Here is an 18,547-nt window from a genome sequence, read left to right as displayed (position 1 = left end):
AACACATTTTTTCGGAGACAAGCAGTTGAAACACTATCTTGCACTGGGCGCAGTGGTTGGCCTTTTGACTTCAACCGCAGCGTGGGCTGACACATTCGAACGTTACGGAGAAGTAGCAGGCTGGAAAGTCTTCATCGACAACGAGAAGAAATCCTGCCTGATCGAGGCCGTAGACGATGCGGAAAACGTCGTTCAGATGGGCCTAACCGAAGATCGCGGCGTGGGATATGTGGGGGTATTCACCAAGGCAGAGACCGACATCAAACGTGGCGAGACGCAAGAAGTGGCCATCTTGATCGGCGACAACATCTATCTGGGTGAAGCCACAGGTATGAAAGGCAATATCACCAAGGGCTATTCCGGTGGCTATGTCCTGTCAGACAGCCCTCAATTCGCGGATGATCTGGCCAAGAAAAAGGTCATGATCGTGTTCCCCGAAACGTCATACGCTTTCACAGTCGATCTGACCGGCACATACAAAGCCATGGAAATGGCCCGTAAGTGCAATGAAGAACAGTTGTCATAGGCGACTATTCGGAAAGCGCGGCCAACAGCCGTGCTTTCTGCCCCTGGTCATCGGGTTGTGAGATCACGGAGGCCAGATCTTCGAGCGAGGCTATGGAATGCCCTGCCCTGAAACTGTCGACATGGGGCAGCATGGCCGCCACCCCCTGAGCCTTGGGGGCAAACCCGTCCCAGCGCAGCAGCGGGTTCAACCAGATCAGGCGTTTTGAGGACAGGTGCAGCCGCTCAACCTCTTTCTCCAGCCTCTCCGGTTCACCCCGCTCTAATCCGTCGGTGATCAGCAGAACAACGGCCCCCTGCCCCATGACCCGTCTTGACCAGTCTCTGTTGAACTGATGCAGACAGTCGCCGATGCGCGTGCCCCCTTCCCAATCCTGCGCCTCGGCCCCGGCAGCTGCAAGAGCTGCGTCAACGTCCCGCTGACGTAAGTGGCGGGTTATGTTGGTCAGGCGCGTGCCGAAAGTGAAAGCATGAACCTTGGCCCAACCTGCCCCCTTAGCGTTCGATACCGTGTGCAGGAAGTGCAGGATGGCACGGCTGTACTGGCTCATTGAACCTGAGATGTCGCACAGGGCCACAAGGTTTGGCCACCGCGGTTTGGGCTCTAGCCGGGCGATATCGCGCAACTCTCCTCCTTGCCGCATGGCTGCTCGCAAAGTGCGGGCACGGTCAATGCGGTGCCCCAGATGGCTGGTTTGACCTCGTCGGGATTCGATGGGCTTGACCGGCAGGGTCAACCGCGCCAAAACGCGCTTGGCTTGCGCGATTTCGGCGGTGCTCATCTGTTCAAAGTCCAGATTGCGGAGACGCTCCTCGGACGATGCCGTCTGCGTGGCGTCAATCTCGATTTCAGTTTCGCCTTCGTCTTGTGCCGCCAGCTCGGGCGTGTCGTGTTCGACGCCATCCAGAAGGGCCTCAGCCGCGCGTTTTTCGCCAGCATCCGCCTTGCGATCCTCCTGCACGCCCCGAATGGCGGGAAGCATCATGGCCATCATGTGCTCCATGTATCGCGGGTCGCGCCAGTACATTCGGAAGACTTGCGCGAAGATCGTGCGATGTTCGGGACGATTCACGAAACAGGCGTGTAGCGTCCAGTAGAAATCCCGTTTCTCGGTAAAACCCGCGGCTTGCACCGCGCGAATTGCGTCAATCACCCGCCCCGGACCAATCGGCAGACCCGCCTTCCGCAGCGCGCGGGCAAAATGGGTAATGTTCTGCGCTAGCTTCGGGTTGTCGGGAATTTCCAGCGGGATTTGTTCGGCCATAACGCGTCAGGCCGGTTCAAGCGTCGCTTTGGCCTCATCCAGAATGCGCTTGGCCTCAGACCCTTGCAGCTTCTGGATGTCGTCCTGGTATTTCAGGATCGCACCCAGCGTATCACCGATCACCTCGGGGCTGAGATTCATCACGTCCAGCGCCAGCAGACATTTGGCCCAGTCAATGGTTTCGGCCACGCCGGGTTTCTTGAACAGGTCCTCGGTGCGCAGACGCTGAACGAAAGCCACAACTTCGCGGCTGAGCGCATCGGCGGCCTCGGGCGCGCGCGCGTGCAGAATTTCGATCTCACGTTCGAAATCGGGATAATCGACCCAGTGATACAGGCAGCGGCGCTTGAGGGCATCGTGCACTTCGCGGGTCCGGTTCGACGTGACAATCACAATGGGTGGTTCGGGGGCTGCAACAGTGCCCAGTTCAGGGATTGTGACCTGAAAATCACTGAGGGCCTCCAGCAGAAAGGCTTCAAACGGTTCATCGGTCCGGTCCAGTTCGTCGATCAGAAGAACCGGCGCTCCGTTTTCGTCCGGGCGCATTGCCTGAAGCAGCGGGCGTTCGATCAGGTATTCATCCGAAAACAGTTCCGCTTGCAACGCGCCTCGGTCGGCTCCGCCCGAAGCTTCGGCCGTTCGGATCGCGACCATCTGCGCCGGAAAGTTCCATTCGTAAACCGCCGTGGACGCGTCCAGACCTTCGTAGCACTGCAATCGGATCAAACGGCGGTTCAGACCGGATGCCAGCGCCTTGGCGATTTCCGTCTTTCCGACACCTGCTTCACCTTCCAGAAACAACGGGCGACCAAGCTTCAGCGAAAGGAACACAACCGTGGCAAGGGCGCGCCCGCAGACATAGCCCTGACTTCCCAGCATCTGCTGCACGGCATCAATGGAATTAGGCTGCGTCATGGAACCTCTCTCTTCTTCGCGGATAAACAGGTCACGCAAGCGCCCTTGCGTCAAGGCCTTACCCCCTGCCTGAGCTACGACGTTCCGGTTGGTTGACAAGTTTTTTCGGCAACTCGTACTGCGCTGGTTGGTCTTTCGGGGCAGCTATGCTAGCGGAAGATCATGACTGATACCCTCACCATCCGCCGCCCCGACGACTGGCATCTGCATCTGCGCGATGGCGCCATGTTGCAGGCCGTTCTGCCCGAAACCGCACGTCATTTCGCCCGTGCGATCATAATGCCGAACCTCGTGCCGCCCGTTATACGCGGGGATCAGGCTGCCGCTTACCGCGACAAGATCCTGGCCGCCTTGCCCGACGGTATGAGGTTTGAGCCGCTGATGACCCTGTACCTGACCGAGGATACAGATGCGCAGGACGTCGCTGCCGCCCATGCCAGCGGGCTGATAAAAGCGGTCAAGCTGTACCCGGCGGGGGCCACGACCAATTCGGCCTCGGGCGTGCGTGACTTTGACAAGGTGCGCCCGGTTTTGGAGAAAATGGCCGAGATCGGCCTGCCCATGTGTGTTCATGGCGAAGTCACCGACACAGAGATCGACATCTTTGACCGCGAAGCCGTGTTCATCGACCGCGTTCTGGACCCGATCCGCCGGTCGACGCCGGGACTGCGCGTGGTGATGGAACATATCACCACGTCCGATGGTGTCGACTATGTCAAAGCCAACGAGGCGGATCTGGGTGCGACGATCACCGCGCACCACCTGATCATCAACCGCAACCATATTCTAGTGGGCGGGATCAAACCGCATTACTATTGCTTGCCGGTCGCCAAGCGCGAGGAACACCGCCAAGCCCTGCTGGCTGCTGCAACGTCGGGTGACGCGCGGTTCTTCCTGGGCACGGACAGCGCTCCGCACACGGATGCCAACAAGGAAATGGCCTGCGGCTGCGCGGGGTGTTTCACTGCGACAAATATCATGTCTCTGGTGGCCGAGATGTTCGACCGCGAAGGTGCCCTGGACAAGCTGGAGGCGTTCGTCTCGCTCAACGGGCCGGGCTTTTACCGCCTGCCTGTGAACGAAGAGACGATTACCCTGACCAAGGGCGAACCGGTTGAATACCCGTCAAAGATCGACACGGACGATGGACCTGTCACGGTGTTCGACCCGGGCTTTCCACTGCACTGGCGCGTGGCTTAACCCGCCATACGTTCAGCCAGATCACGGGCGCGACCTCCGATGCGCAGCATCGACCAGATCGCGTCTGCCTCATCCGTCCCGATCAGCTTCGATGCTTTGACGCGTACACGATCCTCGCGGTCAGATAGCGACATTGGGGTCATCAGGTCATGCGTTGCCTCGCGGCGAACACCGTCGCGACGCAGCAGGGCCAGATGCGCCTGCGTTTCCGACAGGCTTTCATCCGCTTCGACCGTGATGCGGTCTTGCAGAGACGTCATGCGCGGGTCCGCGCAGACCTTGTCGGTGTAGCTGCCCGGCAAAGCCGTATCATACCCCAGCGCCTGCATCGCGATGACCGTCCGATAAGAGAATTTTGCCCCCAGCCCGGTTGTGGGCGACAGCTGATTGCAAACGCTCATCCATCGGGGATGGGTTTTGATTTTGAGCTCGGCCACTTCGGGTTCCGCAATGTCCAGAGCGCGCGCCGCTTCCAACGCCGCGTGCAGGCCGTGGCAACAGGCGTGGAACTTGTGGCTTACCGTTTCGAACAGCCATTCATCGCCCAAACCATCCAGCGCGTTTTGATCCGCTGCACCCTGATGGGTCGCGCCAAATCCGTACGTGCCTTCCAACGCGTCGGCGTTGGCCTGAAATCCACGCTGAACAAGCAGAGCCGTCTCAACCCCGGCCGAAGCGGCTAGCCCGGCATTGTAAGGCTTGCCCATGGTTCCGAACTGGGCCTTCAGCCCAGCCGCGCGCGTTGCTGTCAAACCCAATACGGACCGCATCTGGGTTTTATCCAATCCTAGCAACCGACCGACGGCGACGGCAGCTCCGAATGCACCGGATGTCGCTGTCTGATGAAACCCGGCCTGATAATGACCCCTGCCCAGCCACATGCCGACACGGATTGAAGTTTCCATCCCGACCAGCGCGGCTTCGAGTAAGTCCACCAGAATGCGGTCATCCCATTCGGCTACGGCAAGGACGGCAGGTAGAATGGCAACTGACGGATGCCCTATATGCGCAAAATGCGTGTCGTCGTAATCCAGCGCATGGGAAACAGTTCCATTAACCAAAGCTGCGCCGCGCAATGGGGCCGCGCCCCCGCCGAACAGATGGGCCTGAGCGTTCCCGCCCTCGGCTAGAACCATATCGCGAACCGTACAAGACACGGGCTCAGACGCCCCAGCACGACCAACTGCAACCCAATCCAGAACAGACAAAGATGTGACAACCCTCGCCTGAGCTGTCGTTGAAACCGGGCCCGCCGCGAAGGTGGCCAATGCTGCTGTGAAATCCGTCATGGGCGCAGTCTAGCGTGCGCCCTTGCAGGGTAAAGGCCTAGCCGTAGAGTTCTTTCGCACGTGCCTCGAAGGCGCGCACAATCCGCTGCATGGCTTCGTTGAACACAACCCCGATAATCCCTTGCAGAATGGCGTTCTTGAACTCAAAATCCACATGGAACGAGATGTTGCAGCCCCCATCGGGCGCGTCCTCGAACTGCCAGTCGGATTTCATGTATTTGAAAGGTCCGTCGAGATATTCGGTGTCGATCTTTTTCTGATCGGAAAACAGAGTCACCCGGCTGCCGAACCGTTCGCGGAACACTTTGAACGAGATGACCAGATCGGCCTCCATCACCTCGGCCTCACCAACCGCATAGGTCTTGCGGATCCGGGCCGCGGCGCACCAGGGCAGAAACTTGGGGTAACTGCCTACATCCGCAACAAGATCATACATCTGCTGGGCTGTGTATGGCAGGTGGCGGGTTTCCGAATGGATTGGCATGATGTCCGGTATTTGCAGGTGACAATGGCGCGTCATGTCGTATGTTGCGCGCCAAAGATCAAGGGGGCTGCGATGACTAACCGCGCATATGTGATAGATGAGATGATCTCGGCCAAGGCCATCGCCGCCCGAATCGAGGAGTTATGCCGCGAGATAACGGATGAGTTCGGCGATACGGACAAGCTGGTCGTCGTGGGATTGCTACGCGGCAGTTTCGTCTTCATCGCCGATCTGGTACGTGAGCTGGATCTTCCCATCGAGGTAGATTTTCTTGAGGCATCCTCTTACGGTGATGCGATGGAAAGCAGCCGGGAAGTCCGCATTCTCAAAGACTTGCGCGGCGCGATTGAAGGTCGTGACGTGCTTGTTGTCGAAGATATCGTCGATACGGGCCACACACTGAACCATGTCACCAAGTTGCTTCAAAGCCGCAAGCCCTCTCGTTTGAAGTCCATTGCGTTGCTCGACAAACCCAGCCGTCGCGAAGTTGATTTCCGGTCAGACTGGATTGGCTTTGAAATTCCGGATGAATTCGTCGTGGGCTACGGGATCGACTACGCTCAGCGCAACCGCAACTTGCCCTTTATCGGCAAGGTTCGGTTTACCGAGGACTAGATGCACTTTTGTCGGGCAGTTTGAAGCTCAGCTTTGCAAGCTAAATTCAAAGATCCGAATAATAATAGACAAGCCAAATTGAGTCCGATTACTCTCCTTATCAACTTAGGGGGATTATCGATGAAGCGGATTGTTGCGACAGCTGGTGTCGTTATGGCGATCGTGGCACTTGCAAGTTCGGGTGCTGCAAAGGACAACAAGGGCAAAGGGCAAGGTGCCAATAAAAACAAGGTAGAGAAATCTATCAAGTCAAACGGCAAAGCTGTTCCGCCCGGTCAAATCAAAAGATATACGCGTGGCCAGAAGTTGCCCGATGATCTGAGTTTCGATTACATTGACGACCTCGGAAACTGGAAGCTTAAGCCGTTGGGACCCGGCCAGCGCTATATCCGGGTAGATGATGAAATTCTCTCGATATCTGATGATACGAAGACAGTTATAGAAGCCGTTGGAATCGTTGGTGATCTGGTCAATTAAGTGGATCGCGTCTAGCAGGTTTTGTGAAGCACGATATCAATCGCACTCAGAAAAATCCCGGTTCCAATCGGAATAAGCGCATCCGGGAAGTCATAGTCCGGGTTGTGCAGTTGCGGATGGTCCTGCCCCGCCCCCAACCAGAACATGGCCGCCTTGGCGCTTTTGCCGAACTGGCCGAAATCTTCGGAAAAACGCTGTGGCTGATCGACCAGCATGCAGGCGACGTCCTGATCGGCAAAGGCCTTTGCCAGAACCGTATCAGCTTCGGGATCATTGACACAGGCATCGAACACCTCGTCATAGCTGATTTCCACCGCCAACCCTTCGACCTTCGCTGTTTCGGCAACCAGGGATTCGGCCTCGGCCATCAGGCGCTCCATCCGCGCGTCCGAAACCGTGCGCAGGGTCACCCATAGTTCGGCCTGCCCCGGTGCGACGCCGACTGTGCGCTCGCCCAGAGTGGCATGGGTGACTGTGGTCAGAGCGTAGTCGTCATCCAATTCACCGCCCGCCCCCAATCCGGCCAATGCCAGCATCAGCCTGGACAAGGCACCTGCCGGCGACAAGCCATCTTGCGGGGCAGCTGCATGTGACGTCTTGCCTGTCAGAACAATTTGCATCCCACGCGAGGCGCAGTTCGCGGGACCTACACACAGCTCTACTGCGCCCAGTTCCAGCCCCGGCAAGTTATGCAGAGACAGCACGATGTCAGGCGAAACCTCAGCGAACTGAGGATCGGCCCGGTAAGCAATCGCACCATGTCCGGTTTCTTCGGCGGGTTGGAAAATCAGAACCACGCGGCCAGACTTCGGGCGTTGTTCCTTCAACGCTTCCGCCACCCCGAGAACCATCACCATGTGGCCATCATGGCCGCACAGATGCCCTTTGCCTGCAATCTGAGACGCATAAGCCAGATCCGAGAGTTCCTGAATTGGCAGTCCATCCAGTTCGCATCGAATTCCAACTGTGGGGCCGGGAACGTTGCTTTCGTAAACGGCAGCAACACCGTGCCCGCCAATGCCGCACAGAACCCTGTCTGCACCCGCTTGGCGCAAAAGATCAGCAACCCGCGCTGCGGTATTTTCCTCCTGCCCCGAAAGCTCCGGGTGTTGATGAAACTCGTGGCGCAAGCTGATGAGCTGCGCGATCCGCTCCGGTGTCACGCCTGCTGCAACTTTGCTTGCCGAGCCGCGCGAAGCCGGGCGAAATCGTCACCCGCGTGATACGAAGACCGGGTCAGAGGCGTCGCGGATACCATCAGGAACCCCTTGCCATAGGCCGCCTTTTCGTAAGATGCGAACTCTTCCGGCGTTACGAACCGATCCACTCCGTGATGTTTCGGAGTCGGTTGCAGGTACTGGCCGATGGTCAGGAAATCGATATCCGCCGCGCGCATGTCGTCCATGACCTGACGCACTTGCTGTTCATTTTCACCCAACCCGACCATGATGCCCGATTTGGTGAAGATGGACGGATCAAGCTCTTTCACGCGCTGCAGCAGGCGCAAGGAATGGAAGTATCGCGCACCCGGGCGGACTTCGGGATAGAGGCCCGGAACCGTTTCCAGATTGTGGTTGAACACATCCGGTTTCGCTTCGACCACAATCTCAAGGACATCCTCATCACATTTCAGGAAGTCAGGCGTCAGAATCTCGATCGTGGTTTTCGGAGAACGATGACGCACCGCGCGAATGGTCTGCGCAAAATGCTCAGCCCCGCCATCTTGCAGATCATCGCGGTCCACCGAGGTGATCACCACATGGTTCAGGCCGAGTTTTTCAACCGCGTGAGCCACGCGTCCGGGCTCAAACGCGTCAAGATCGTCGGGGCGACCGGTTGCAATATTGCAGAAGGTGCAGCCGCGCGTACAAATCTCGCCCATGATCATCATGGTGGCATGGCCCTGGCTCCAGCACTCTCCTACGTTGGGGCACCCGGCTTCTTCGCAGACCGTCACCAGATTGTTGTCACGCATGATCCGCCGCGTGTCCGCATAGCCTTTGCCGCCAGGTGCTTTGACCCTGATCCAACTTGGTTTCTTGGGCTGTGCATTGTCCGGACGATGGGCTTTTTCCGGATGGCGCTGTTCGGGGATCTTCAGATCTCGCACGGTCGTTTTCCTGACTTTGGGTCAACTCTTGTCGCTCATAACATAGACAGAAGCGCGGCGTTACACCAGCGGCGCATAGCCGCTATGCGTCGCAACCGCGCAATCGCAGAAAGTCATCATGCGCACATCAGTATTTCCGTATTAAATTTGATATTTAGCGGAACGTTGATCCTATTCGCAATCGCAGCATTTCCTCGATTGAATGCGGTTTAGAACTGTTTTAATTCACACCAAAACCACATGTGAATCACAGGAGTTTGACTATGAAATCCGGCGCAAAACTGCCCGACGTGACCTTTCACACCCGTGTCCGCGACGATTCCATCGAAGGACCAAACCCATTCCGTTGGGAAGACAAGACGACAGCTGACTATTTCGCCGGTAAGCGCGTAATCCTGTTCTCACTGCCAGGCGCGTTCACCCCGACCTGCTCGACTTTCCAGCTTCCCGGTTTTGAAAACGGCTATGCCGATTTCACGGCGATGGGGATCGACGAAATCTACTGCATGTCCGTCAACGACAGCTTCGTGATGAACAAATGGGCGCAGGATCAGGGCTTGAAGAACGTTAAGGTCATCCCCGACGGATCGGCGGAGTTCACCCGGAAAATGGGCATGTTGGTCGACAAGGACAATCTGGGTTTTGGTATGCGCTCATGGCGCTATGCGGCCATCGTCGATGATGGTGTCGTCGAAGCGTGGTTCGAAGAGCCCGGCTTGATGGATAACTGTCCAGAAGACCCTTATGGCGTGTCCTCGCCGGAAAACCTGATGAAACACCTGCGGGCGTCAGCAGAACCCGAAATGGCTTAAGCTGCAAATCCCGAGAAAAGGCCCGAATACACCGGGCCTTTTTTCTGTTCAGCCGATCAACCGGTCTCGTTCCGCCTGATCCTGATAATGTCGTTTCAATCGTTGCAAAGCGATCCGCAGAACAATCTCGCCGGATCGTGCTGACCAACCCATTCGCTTTTCCGCCAGTTCCAGTCCTTCCAGATAGCAACAGCACCGCAACGCGACATCACTCAGCCGTGGCCCCAGATCGGACAAGGCACGTGAAACCCGATCCTTGGCATCAGAAGCTTCCTTGCCCCCATGGCTTTCACTGTCAAAACTGCCTCGACCGCCTGTCGTCAGAAAGCGATCCCAGTTCTGTGAAACCTGAGGGCCGATCTGTGCCAACTCAAAGTCTTCGCGCAAACGCTCTCCGGCGCTGACAAGGGATTCATCCAAAAACGGCTTTCCGTCACGATCCCTTCTGCGCGCCAACGCTATCAGCGGGCTTTCCGCAGCATTGTATCGAATGCGTTTGGCCCGCTCGGCAGACCCGCCCGAAGGCTTGGCCTGAAAGGAACTCTGAGCTTCGGCAAAACCAAAGTCTGTCCCGGCACGCGCCTTGTTTTCTGCCTTGGCGATCAAATGACTTAGCGCGGTTCGCCCGGCTGTGGAAATCCGATATCGCGAAATACGACCAGGATTGTCGCAGGTTATCCAGTCTTTCAAAGCCAAGGCCTGTGCGAACCTGCACTCTACGACCGCGGTTCTAGTTGCCCCTGCCTCGCCGGTGTCGCGTACGACGACAGCCTTGTCCATTTCCTCGGCCACGGCGAGGACCGAACCCGTCTCGCTCAGGCGGCGCAACACACGCAGCGCTTCGTTTTCAAACTCTTCTTCAGCGGTGTTTTCTGACCCGATTGCCGGGCCGTCGATGCAATCCGAAGGTGAAAAATGCGTCTCTGCAAGCGATTGCAAAGCCCTATCCACCAATGGATCGTCGCGGCGCATTTCGATGCGCCTAATTTGTCTGAGGATCGTCGATGCATGGCATCCGGCTGATCGAGCGATATCGCGGATCGAGCGACCGGTCTCGGTATGAGCAAGGTACCTTTGCGCCCCCTCTGGAACCCATGCCGGAATGGTGAAAGCCATGTTGTTTTCCATAATTATTTGTCCTCGTCGACAAAACAAACTGCCACTTTTCGCCCTCGGAATGCGGGTTAACCAATTCTAACTAGAGGTCCATTCGTTACTCGTTCGTTAACCACACAAGGCAAGAACCAGATTTGATTCAAAAAGATATACAGTCGTGAAACCATCGCTCGGAGGGACTCTGACAAAGACAACACCCGCTAAGGTTGTGCAACACATGGCCCTTGAAATTTCGAAAAAGGGACACACGACATGCAGGACCTGATGACAATGATCGCTACCCTCCGCCGCCCACGCATGCTGGCGCGTGCTGCCAGATTCGGGGCGCGGGATTACAATCGGGAGAGGCATCTGCAACGCATTCTGGGATACGGTTCGCTGCCTAGTTCAGGTCAGGCGCTGGTGCGTTTGGTCGAGATGGAAAAAGAGGTAAATGAACAGCGAAAAGAAGACGATGCCGCATACTCACTGGTGCGGCATCTGGATCTGCTTATTGCGTTGTTGGGTGAGGCGCAGCTGTATCAGGCCAGCCGCGCCTCGGTTCTGCAATAATCAGGAAAACGAATCCGGCATGGAGGCCTTTTTTTCGGCGATATAGGCTTCCAGAGCCGCAGCGGTGTCCGGATCCATCTGGGGTTGCTGATAGTTGGCCAGCAAATGTTCAGCCCGAGCTGTGGCCAACGCTCTCGTGTCACGCGCGCCCTCTTCCTGCCAGGTTTCGTATGGTTTGTAATCCAGCACTTCGGATTTCCAGAAGGATTCCTTGAAGTTGGCCTGCGTGTGGGCACAGCCGAGATAGTGCCCACCCGGACCGACCTCGCGGATCGCATCCATGGCCTGAGCGTTTTCGTCATATGCAACGCCTTTGGCCAGCGAATGCAATACTCCCAACTGATCTGCATCCATGACGAACTTCTCGAAGTCGGCAACCAGACCGCCTTCCAGCCAGCCACAGGAATGCAGCATGAAGTTCACGCCCGACAGAAGGCCCATGTTCAATGAGTTCGCTGTTTCGTATGCTGCCTGCGCGTCCGGCAATTTCGATCCGCAGAACGAACCAGCCGACCGGTACGGAAGGTTCAGACGACGTGCCAGCTGGCCGGCACCATAAGTGATATGCGCAGCTTCGGGAGTGCCGAAGGTTGGCGCGCCCGAGTTCATATCGATCGATGTCACGAATGCACCGAAGATCGCGGGGGCACCCGGACGGATTATCTGGCTGTAGGCAACGCCGGCCATGACCTCGGCCAGAACCTGCGTCAAAGTACCGGCCACCGAGACCGGCGCCATCGCTCCGCCCACGATAAAGGGTGAGATGATGCAGGCCTGATTATTGCGCGCATAAACTTCCAGCGAGCCCATCATCACGTCGTCGAATGTCAACGGCGAGTTGATGTTGGTCAGCGAGGTCATCACGGTGTTTTCCTGCACGAACTCCTTACCGAACAGGATTTCGCACATTTCAACCGAATCCTGTGCCCGGCTGGGATCGGTCACAGAGCCCATGAAAGGCTTGTCCGACAGGGTCATATGCGCCTTCAGCATGTCCAGATGGCGCTTGTTCACCGGAATGTCGGTCGGCTCACACACCGTACCGCCCGAGTGGTGCAACCACTTGGACATATAGGCAAGTTTCACGAACTTGTTGAAATCGTCCATGGTTGCATAGCGGCGCCCACCCTGTGCATCACGCACGAATGGAGGACCGTAAACCGGGGCTAGAACCATGTTACGGCCACCGATCACAACTGATTTCTCGGGGTTGCGGGCGTGCTGGGTAAACTGGCTGGGGGCTGTCTTGATCAGCTCACGGGCCAGACCACGCGGGATGCGCACACGCTCACCGTCAATATCTGCGCCTGCGTCACGCCAACGTTCCAGCGCGGCCGGGTTGTCGACAAAGTTGACGCCGATTTCTTCCAACACGGTTTCAGCGTTGTTTTCGATAATCTCGAGCGCCTCTTCGTTGAGAATCTCGAAATTCGGAATGTTACGTTCGATGTATTTCGCAGTCTCGATACGAACTGCGGTACGCTCGGCACGGCGGGCAGCGCCACCGCCACCTCTCGCCCTGCGCCGGGTGTTTGCCTCTGCCATGAGAAAATCCCGTCTGGTTGGTTAGATTGAGCGTTTTGATACAGGTTTGCCAGAACCCAAGCATAGGGATTGCGGCGCTCTGGGGGGAAAAGCGACATTGCCGCCCCCCAACAAAGCCACCATTTAGTCGGGATCAGCCCCCAACGCTTTTTCCATAGTGAGACCGTTGCCCGCCTGAGCCGTCACTTTCCAACCCATGTGCAGATACATGGCAATCGTGCCCTTCATCATCTTATGGGTTCGCAACCTCAGCTTGGATAGTTTGCGCAACCTTGCTTCTTCTTCGGCAAACTGCATTAATCGCCGCGCGACTCCCTGCCCTTGGGCTTCAGGCGAAACCGCTAGGTTGAACACCATGATTGCGTCGTCGATGCGATCAAAAACGATGGCCCCGACTATACCGCCGGATATTGCAAGCACGACGTGGTGGGTCTTGATGTCATCCGCGATTCCGGCAGTGACGTCCGGCAGGTCCTCGATCAGGTTTGTTGCATCTGCATAGGCACTTTCCAGGCACCGCGTTACCTCATCTGCATCCGCCACATCAGCAGTTCTGAATTTGATCTTCGACATAGCACCTGATCTTTCCGCCGGTTTGACTCAGCTTTTGTATCAAATGATGCCATACCGCTTGCACATGCAAGGCTTGCAACTTATGAGCCGGTTATGACCCAGACATCCCACGACCGCCTTCTGATCATCGACTTCGGCAGCCAGGTTACGCAGCTTATCGCTCGCCGCCTGCGCGAGTTGAATGTCTATTGTGAAATTCACCCTTACCAGAATGTCACGATGGAATTCGTGCGGGAAATGGCGCCGCGCGCCGTGATTTTCTCGGGCGGTCCGGACAGCGTGACGCGCGAGGGCTCGCCCCGTGCTCCGCAAGAGATTTTTGATTATGGAGTTCCGATCCTCGGCATCTGCTATGGCCAGCAGGTGATGATGCATCAGCTTGGCGGCAAAGTCGAAAGCGGCCATGGCACAGCCGAGTTTGGTCGGGCCTTTGTTACACCGAAAGACAAACTGGATATCCTGGAGGGCTGGTTCGCGGACGGCGATGAACAAGTCTGGATGAGCCACGGCGACCATGTCAGTGAAATCGCACCGGGGTTTGAGGTATTTGGAACCTCGCCCAACGCACCTTATGCGATCACGGCTGATCCATCGCGGCACTTCTATGCCGTGCAGTTTCACCCCGAGGTACACCATACACCCAAGGGCGCGAAACTGTATGAAAACTTCGTTAAGCTGGCCGGGTTCAAGGGTGACTGGACCATGGGCGCTTATCGCGAAGACATGATCCGCAAGATCCGCGAACAAGTCGGAGACAAGAAGGTCATTTGCGGATTGTCCGGCGGCGTCGACAGCTCGGTTGCCGCGATCCTTATTCACGAAGCAATCGGGGATCAACTGACCTGCGTGTTCGTCGATCACGGGCTGCTGCGCAAGAATGAGGCCGAAGAAGTCGTCGGCATGTTCCGCCACAACTACAACATTCAGTTGATCCACGCAGACGAATCCGAGCTGTTTCTTGGGGAATTGGAAGGTCAGAGCGACCCCGAGACCAAGCGCAAGATCATCGGAAAACTGTTCATCGACGTGTTCCAGAAGCACGCCGATACCATCGACGGCGCCGAATTCCTGGCTCAGGGCACTCTCTATCCCGATGTGATCGAATCAGTGTCGTTCTCGGGCGGGCCTTCTGTAACGATCAAGTCCCATCACAACGTGGGCGGCCTGCCGGAAAAGATGGGCCTGAAACTGGTCGAACCGCTGCGTGAATTGTTCAAGGACGAAGTCCGCGCACTGGGCCGAGAACTTGGTCTGCCGCAGAGCTTCATCGGGCGCCACCCCTTCCCCGGACCGGGTCTGGCCATTCGCTGCCCCGGCGAGATCACCCGCGAAAAACTGGAAATCCTGCGCGAGGCTGACGCAATTTACATCGATCAGATCCGCAAGCACGGGCTCTATGATGACATCTGGCAGGCTTTTGTCGCCATCCTTCCAGTCCGCACAGTGGGCGTGATGGGCGATGGCCGCACCTATGATTACGCCTGTGCGTTGCGGGCCGTTACTTCGGTCGATGGAATGACAGCGGACTATTACCCCTTCAGCCACGAGTTCCTTGGCGAAACGGCGACCCGGATCATCAACGAGGTCAAGGGCATCAACCGATGCACATATGACATCACCTCGAAACCGCCCGGGACCATCGAGTGGGAATGATCCGGCAAAACACCACCGCGTTCGACGCCAAAAACGACCCGATCCGAGGAATTTCTTCCAAGCCGTGTTTGAAAAAGTCGGACGCGACCTTGAACCTGACGCTTCATAAGCGTTTCAATGATTCAACGAATTCAATCTTTTTGATCGCGTAGCGAAGGCCCCGACACCGGGGCCGTGACCGCGCGACCAGGTCGGGGTGTGGCACGTGAATCAGACACAAAAAAACACGTTCAAGGCCGCCTTGTGGATGACTGGAGCCATTGCGTCCTTCTCCTCGATGGCGGTTGCTGGTCGCGAACTGAGCGTCGTGCACGACACGTTCGAGATCATGATGTACCGAAGCCTGGTAGGGTTTGTTGTTGTCGCCCTCGTACTGACTGCCACAGGCGGTTGGGTTCAGGTTTCCACGCAACGCTTGGGTTTGCACGCCCTGCGAAACACCCTGCATTTCACAGGGCAGAATCTTTGGTTCTATGCGGTCGCTGTTGCGCCTTTGGCGCAGGTGTTCGCATTGGAATTCACCCAGCCGCTTTGGGTGATTCTGCTGTCGCCACTTCTTTTGAACGAACGCCTTACTGCGCTTAAGATGACGGCAGCGCTTATTGGTTTTGCCGGCGTTCTGATTGTTACGCGCCCTGGTACGGCGCCCTTGAGCCCCGGCCTTGTGACCGCAGCTGCGTCTGCGATTTTCTTCGCATTTACAACGATTTCGACCAAAAAACTCACACGTTTTGCCAGTATCGGCTGCATCGTTTTCTGGCTTACGACCATGCAGGCGGTTCTTGGGGCCATCGCTGCAGGTTTTGATGGACAGATTTCCTTGCCCACAGCGCAAAGCGCACCCTTTTTGATTCTGGTTGGGCTGGCCGGTCTGTTGGCCCATTTCTGCATAACCAACGCTCTTGCCATCGCCCCGGCGACAGTTGTGATCCCATTTGATTTTGCAAGGCTTCCTACGATCGCAGTGGTCGGAATGATCCTTTACCACGAACCCATCGACCATTGGGTCCTGATAGGTGCCGCAGTCATCTTTTCCGGTATTTTCCTGAATATCTGGTCCGAAAGTCGTAACAGTTTAGCAACAGTTGAAAACACTAGTCGCAATACGTAACGCACCGTCACCAGTTGACCTTAAAGTAACCAAAAAGAGAGTATCGCTCATCATACACGGGATAGGCGTTCGTCACACTCAGCTAAACGCCATTGAAACCCGCGGGAGATTGTTAGGGAGGACAGAATGAAAAAAACACTACTCGCGACCTGCGCTTTGTGTGCTGGAGCGACGGCAGGATACGCAGGCGGACTGGACCGCAGTGGTCAGGGCGTAAACCTGATCTTCGAAGAAGGATCAGTGGTTCAGTTTCGGTTGGGATACACCAACCCCAGCGTAACGGGCACCATGCCAGCTTTGGCTGGACCAAACATTGGGCAACCGGTCGATTCCGGTGAGGTCGCGAACGACTTTTTCACACCGCATCTGGGCTACAAAACGTCACTGACTGAAAAACTCGATTTCGCGATCATGTATGATCAGCCCTTTGGTGCCGATATCCAGTACGCAGCAGCCTTTCCGCTATCGATCAACCCGACTAATCCGTCAGACCCCCGCGTCTTGCAGGCAACCGCTGACACAGACGCGATTACAGCTTTGCTGAGGTACAAATTCGACGGTGGCTTCAGCGCGATTGGTGGTGTTCGCGCACAGCGTGTTACGGCTAATATTACCGTACCGCTTGCTGCCGGGTATAACGTTGATACCGATGCGGACGTTGCATTTGGGTACGTTGTTGGTGTGGCTTGGGAAAAACCTGAGATCGCTGCCAGAGTTGCGCTTACCTATAACTCGAAGATTTCACACGATCTTTCTCAGACAGAATCCAGTGCTTTGACTGGGGGTTTGCCCGTTAACTCTTCGAGTGAAATTGAAACACCCCAGTCGATCAATCTTGACTTTCAAACAGGTGTAGCACCAAAGACGCTTCTGTTCGGTTCAATCCGCTGGGTTGACTGGCCACAGCTCGTCTACAACCCGCCAAACTACCCACCCACCAGCAACCTTGTTGACTACGCTGATTCTACCTTCACGTATTCGTTGGGCATGGGGTACCAGTTCTCGGAAGAGTTCAGTGGCGCTGTGACGTTGGGCTACGAGACTTCCCAGGGCACCCCTGTATCAAACCTCGGCCCGACCGACGGGTTCTGGAGCATTGGTCTGGGCGGAACGTACTCGCTGGAGAATGCGAAGATTTCCGGCGGTGTTCGCTACACCGACATCGGTGATGCGACATCTAATGGCGCTGGCCCGAATGCACGCGGAACGTTCACTGGCAACAGCGCCTGGAGCGTAGGCTTCCAGATTACATACGCGCTGAACTAATCCAAAGATGATTATCCTCAAGGCTCCGCTGTTTCAGCGGAGCCTTTTTTTGCGCAGGTTTCGGGTCGCGGTTCCGTCTGCTGAATGCGAGTGTACGGCCATGAACACGCAAAAACACCTTTCTCAGCGCGCCTGGGCCGAACTCATTTTTCTGGCTGTCATTTGGGGCGCATCCTTTGTGGCCATTCGGATCGCCCTGGACTCCATTCCCGTTATGACATCGGTTTTGCACCGCACGTTCTGGGCGATGCTGGTGCTTTGGCTGGTAGCTTGGGCCAAGGGACTTTCCCTGCCCCGCTCACCCCGCATCTGGGGTGCATTCCTGATCATGGGGTTGCTGAACAATGTCATCCCATTCAGCTTGATGGCATGGGGTCAGCTTTACATCGACTCTGGCCTGACCGCTATTCTGAACGCGACCACGGCCATCTTTGGTGTTCTTGTTGCGGCACTGTTTTTCAAAGATGAGCGTTTGACACAAGCCCGGGTGATCGGCGTTTTTCTAGGTTTTCTCGGTGTCTCAATCATCATCGGAATTCAGACCTTCACGTCTTTCAGCCTGCAAAACACAGCCCAGCTTGCCGTGTTGGCCGGAACGCTCTCGTATGCTTTTGCCGCGGCTTGGGCGCGGTATCATCTGTCTGACCTTCACCCCGTCGTCGCGGCCGCTGGAATGCTGACCGGCTCGACCCTACTAATCCTGCCCCTGACGCTCATGACGGACGGGGTGCCAACGCTTGCTCTGCCCGCGGTCACCTGGGCTGCGATTGGGTATTACGCCATTGTGGCAACAGCGGGGGCATACCTTTTGTATTATCGAGTCCTGGCGATGGCGGGCAGCGGCAACCTGATGCTGGTGACGCTTGTTATCCCTCCTGTCGCCATCGTGCTTGGCGCGATTCTGCGAAACGAAGCGCTGCCGTCGAATGCCTATTTCGGCTTTGTTATCCTCGCCATGGGTCTTCTGGTATTGAACCAAGCTGGCCGCCGCGATTGACGCCGTCCGCTGCCCGATTTAGCAAAGGCAAAAAGGGACAGC

The 18,547-nt window shown here is 56.6% G+C and carries 19 protein-coding genes; 10 read left to right on the top strand and 9 right to left on the bottom strand.

The annotated features are described in order from the left end of the window. Positions 1 to 25 precede the first annotated feature (25 nt). Complete coding sequence (locus tag AC2FFA_RS01770; RefSeq protein ID WP_496849592.1) at positions 26 to 526, top strand: hypothetical protein; 501 nt, start codon at positions 26 to 28, stop codon at positions 524 to 526. 4 nt (positions 527 to 530) lie between these two features. Here the strand turns inward: AC2FFA_RS01770 and AC2FFA_RS01765 are convergent, their stop codons facing one another. Both AC2FFA_RS01765 and AC2FFA_RS01760 read right to left on the bottom strand, forming a co-directional pair. Continuing rightward, on the bottom strand, positions 531 to 1,790 hold the full coding sequence (locus AC2FFA_RS01765; protein WP_496849590.1) for a vWA domain-containing protein: 1,260 nt from the start codon (positions 1,788 to 1,790) through the stop codon (positions 531 to 533). A gap of 6 nt (positions 1,791 to 1,796) precedes the next feature. Then, positions 1,797 to 2,705: an AAA family ATPase gene (locus AC2FFA_RS01760; protein ID WP_117872772.1), complete on the bottom strand. Its 909-nt coding sequence runs from the start codon at positions 2,703 to 2,705 to the stop codon at positions 1,797 to 1,799. A gap of 162 nt (positions 2,706 to 2,867) precedes the next feature. Here AC2FFA_RS01760 and pyrC point away from each other — a divergent pair, with 162 nt between their 5' ends. Then, positions 2,868 to 3,905: a dihydroorotase gene (pyrC, locus tag AC2FFA_RS01755; protein WP_496849589.1), complete on the top strand. Its 1,038-nt coding sequence runs from the start codon at positions 2,868 to 2,870 to the stop codon at positions 3,903 to 3,905. Here pyrC and AC2FFA_RS01750 read toward each other — a convergent pair. Together AC2FFA_RS01750 and AC2FFA_RS01745 are read right to left on the bottom strand one after the other, a co-directional pair. Then, positions 3,902 to 5,194, bottom strand: coding sequence for an MmgE/PrpD family protein (locus AC2FFA_RS01750; protein ID WP_496849587.1), 1,293 nt, complete (start codon positions 5,192 to 5,194; stop codon positions 3,902 to 3,904). The genes pyrC and AC2FFA_RS01750 overlap by 4 nt on opposite strands. A gap of 37 nt (positions 5,195 to 5,231) precedes the next feature. After that, complete coding sequence (locus tag AC2FFA_RS01745) at positions 5,232 to 5,678, bottom strand: type II toxin-antitoxin system RatA family toxin (RefSeq protein WP_117869114.1); 447 nt, start codon at positions 5,676 to 5,678, stop codon at positions 5,232 to 5,234. A gap of 72 nt (positions 5,679 to 5,750) precedes the next feature. Between AC2FFA_RS01745 and hpt the strand changes: the two genes are divergently transcribed. Both hpt and AC2FFA_RS01735 read left to right on the top strand, forming a co-directional pair. Further along, complete coding sequence (gene hpt, locus AC2FFA_RS01740; RefSeq protein WP_299642038.1) at positions 5,751 to 6,293, top strand: hypoxanthine phosphoribosyltransferase; 543 nt, start codon at positions 5,751 to 5,753, stop codon at positions 6,291 to 6,293. Positions 6,294 to 6,413: 120 nt separating this feature from the next. Continuing rightward, on the top strand, positions 6,414 to 6,770 hold the full coding sequence (locus AC2FFA_RS01735; RefSeq protein WP_299642036.1) for a hypothetical protein: 357 nt from the start codon (positions 6,414 to 6,416) through the stop codon (positions 6,768 to 6,770). Between the two features lie 11 nt (positions 6,771 to 6,781). Here AC2FFA_RS01735 and AC2FFA_RS01730 read toward each other — a convergent pair whose 3' ends face one another. Beyond that, a complete protein-coding gene (locus AC2FFA_RS01730; protein ID WP_496849585.1) occupies positions 6,782 to 7,933 on the bottom strand; it encodes an amidohydrolase in 1,152 nt (383 codons plus the stop codon). After that, a complete protein-coding gene (lipA, locus tag AC2FFA_RS01725) occupies positions 7,930 to 8,880 on the bottom strand; it encodes a lipoyl synthase (RefSeq protein ID WP_117869117.1) in 951 nt (316 codons plus the stop codon). Before lipA ends, AC2FFA_RS01730 begins: the two co-directional genes overlap by 4 nt. A 263-nt stretch (positions 8,881 to 9,143) precedes the next feature. Here lipA and AC2FFA_RS01720 point away from each other — a divergent pair, with 263 nt between their 5' ends. Continuing rightward, positions 9,144 to 9,692: a peroxiredoxin gene (locus AC2FFA_RS01720; RefSeq protein WP_117869118.1), complete on the top strand. Its 549-nt coding sequence runs from the start codon at positions 9,144 to 9,146 to the stop codon at positions 9,690 to 9,692. A 48-nt stretch (positions 9,693 to 9,740) separates the two neighbouring features. Here AC2FFA_RS01720 and AC2FFA_RS01715 read toward each other — a convergent pair whose 3' ends face one another. Beyond that, positions 9,741 to 10,820 carry a DUF6456 domain-containing protein gene (locus AC2FFA_RS01715; protein WP_496849583.1) on the bottom strand — a complete coding sequence of 360 codons (1,080 nt, stop codon included), beginning with the start codon at positions 10,818 to 10,820 and terminating at the stop codon, positions 9,741 to 9,743. Positions 10,821 to 11,060: 240 nt separating this feature from the next. On the opposite strand from AC2FFA_RS01715, the gene AC2FFA_RS01710 reads away from it, so the two are divergent. After that, on the top strand, positions 11,061 to 11,360 hold the full coding sequence (locus AC2FFA_RS01710) for a DUF6477 family protein (RefSeq protein ID WP_496672053.1): 300 nt from the start codon (positions 11,061 to 11,063) through the stop codon (positions 11,358 to 11,360). Here the strand turns inward: AC2FFA_RS01710 and AC2FFA_RS01705 are convergent, their stop codons facing one another. Continuing rightward, positions 11,361 to 12,905, bottom strand: coding sequence for a trimethylamine methyltransferase family protein (locus tag AC2FFA_RS01705; RefSeq protein WP_496849581.1), 1,545 nt, complete (start codon positions 12,903 to 12,905; stop codon positions 11,361 to 11,363). A 123-nt stretch (positions 12,906 to 13,028) separates the two neighbouring features. Beyond that, positions 13,029 to 13,478 (bottom strand): GNAT family N-acetyltransferase, encoded by a 450-nt coding sequence (locus tag AC2FFA_RS01700; RefSeq protein ID WP_496849579.1) that lies wholly within the window; start codon positions 13,476 to 13,478, stop codon positions 13,029 to 13,031. Between the two features lie 93 nt (positions 13,479 to 13,571). Here AC2FFA_RS01700 and guaA point away from each other — a divergent pair, with 93 nt between their 5' ends. The 4 genes from guaA (at position 13,572) to AC2FFA_RS01680 (ending at position 18,505) form a co-directional block, all read left to right on the top strand. Beyond that, positions 13,572 to 15,131 (top strand): glutamine-hydrolyzing GMP synthase, encoded by a 1,560-nt coding sequence (guaA, locus tag AC2FFA_RS01695; protein WP_496849578.1) that lies wholly within the window; start codon positions 13,572 to 13,574, stop codon positions 15,129 to 15,131. Between the two features lie 205 nt (positions 15,132 to 15,336). Further along, positions 15,337 to 16,242, top strand: a complete 906-nt coding sequence (locus tag AC2FFA_RS01690) for a DMT family transporter (RefSeq protein WP_299896660.1) — start codon at positions 15,337 to 15,339, stop codon at positions 16,240 to 16,242. A gap of 126 nt (positions 16,243 to 16,368) precedes the next feature. Beyond that, on the top strand, positions 16,369 to 17,508 hold the full coding sequence (locus AC2FFA_RS01685; RefSeq protein WP_496681975.1) for an OmpP1/FadL family transporter: 1,140 nt from the start codon (positions 16,369 to 16,371) through the stop codon (positions 17,506 to 17,508). A 100-nt stretch (positions 17,509 to 17,608) separates the two neighbouring features. Then, positions 17,609 to 18,505, top strand: a complete 897-nt coding sequence (locus tag AC2FFA_RS01680; protein WP_496849575.1) for a DMT family transporter — start codon at positions 17,609 to 17,611, stop codon at positions 18,503 to 18,505. The last annotated feature ends 42 nt before the right edge of the window (positions 18,506 to 18,547 follow it).

The organism is Ruegeria sp. YTSB088 (genome assembly GCF_059609825.1).
The sequence above is the reverse complement of the archived record's forward strand: the minus strand, read 5'-3'. Positions and strand labels throughout refer to the sequence as shown.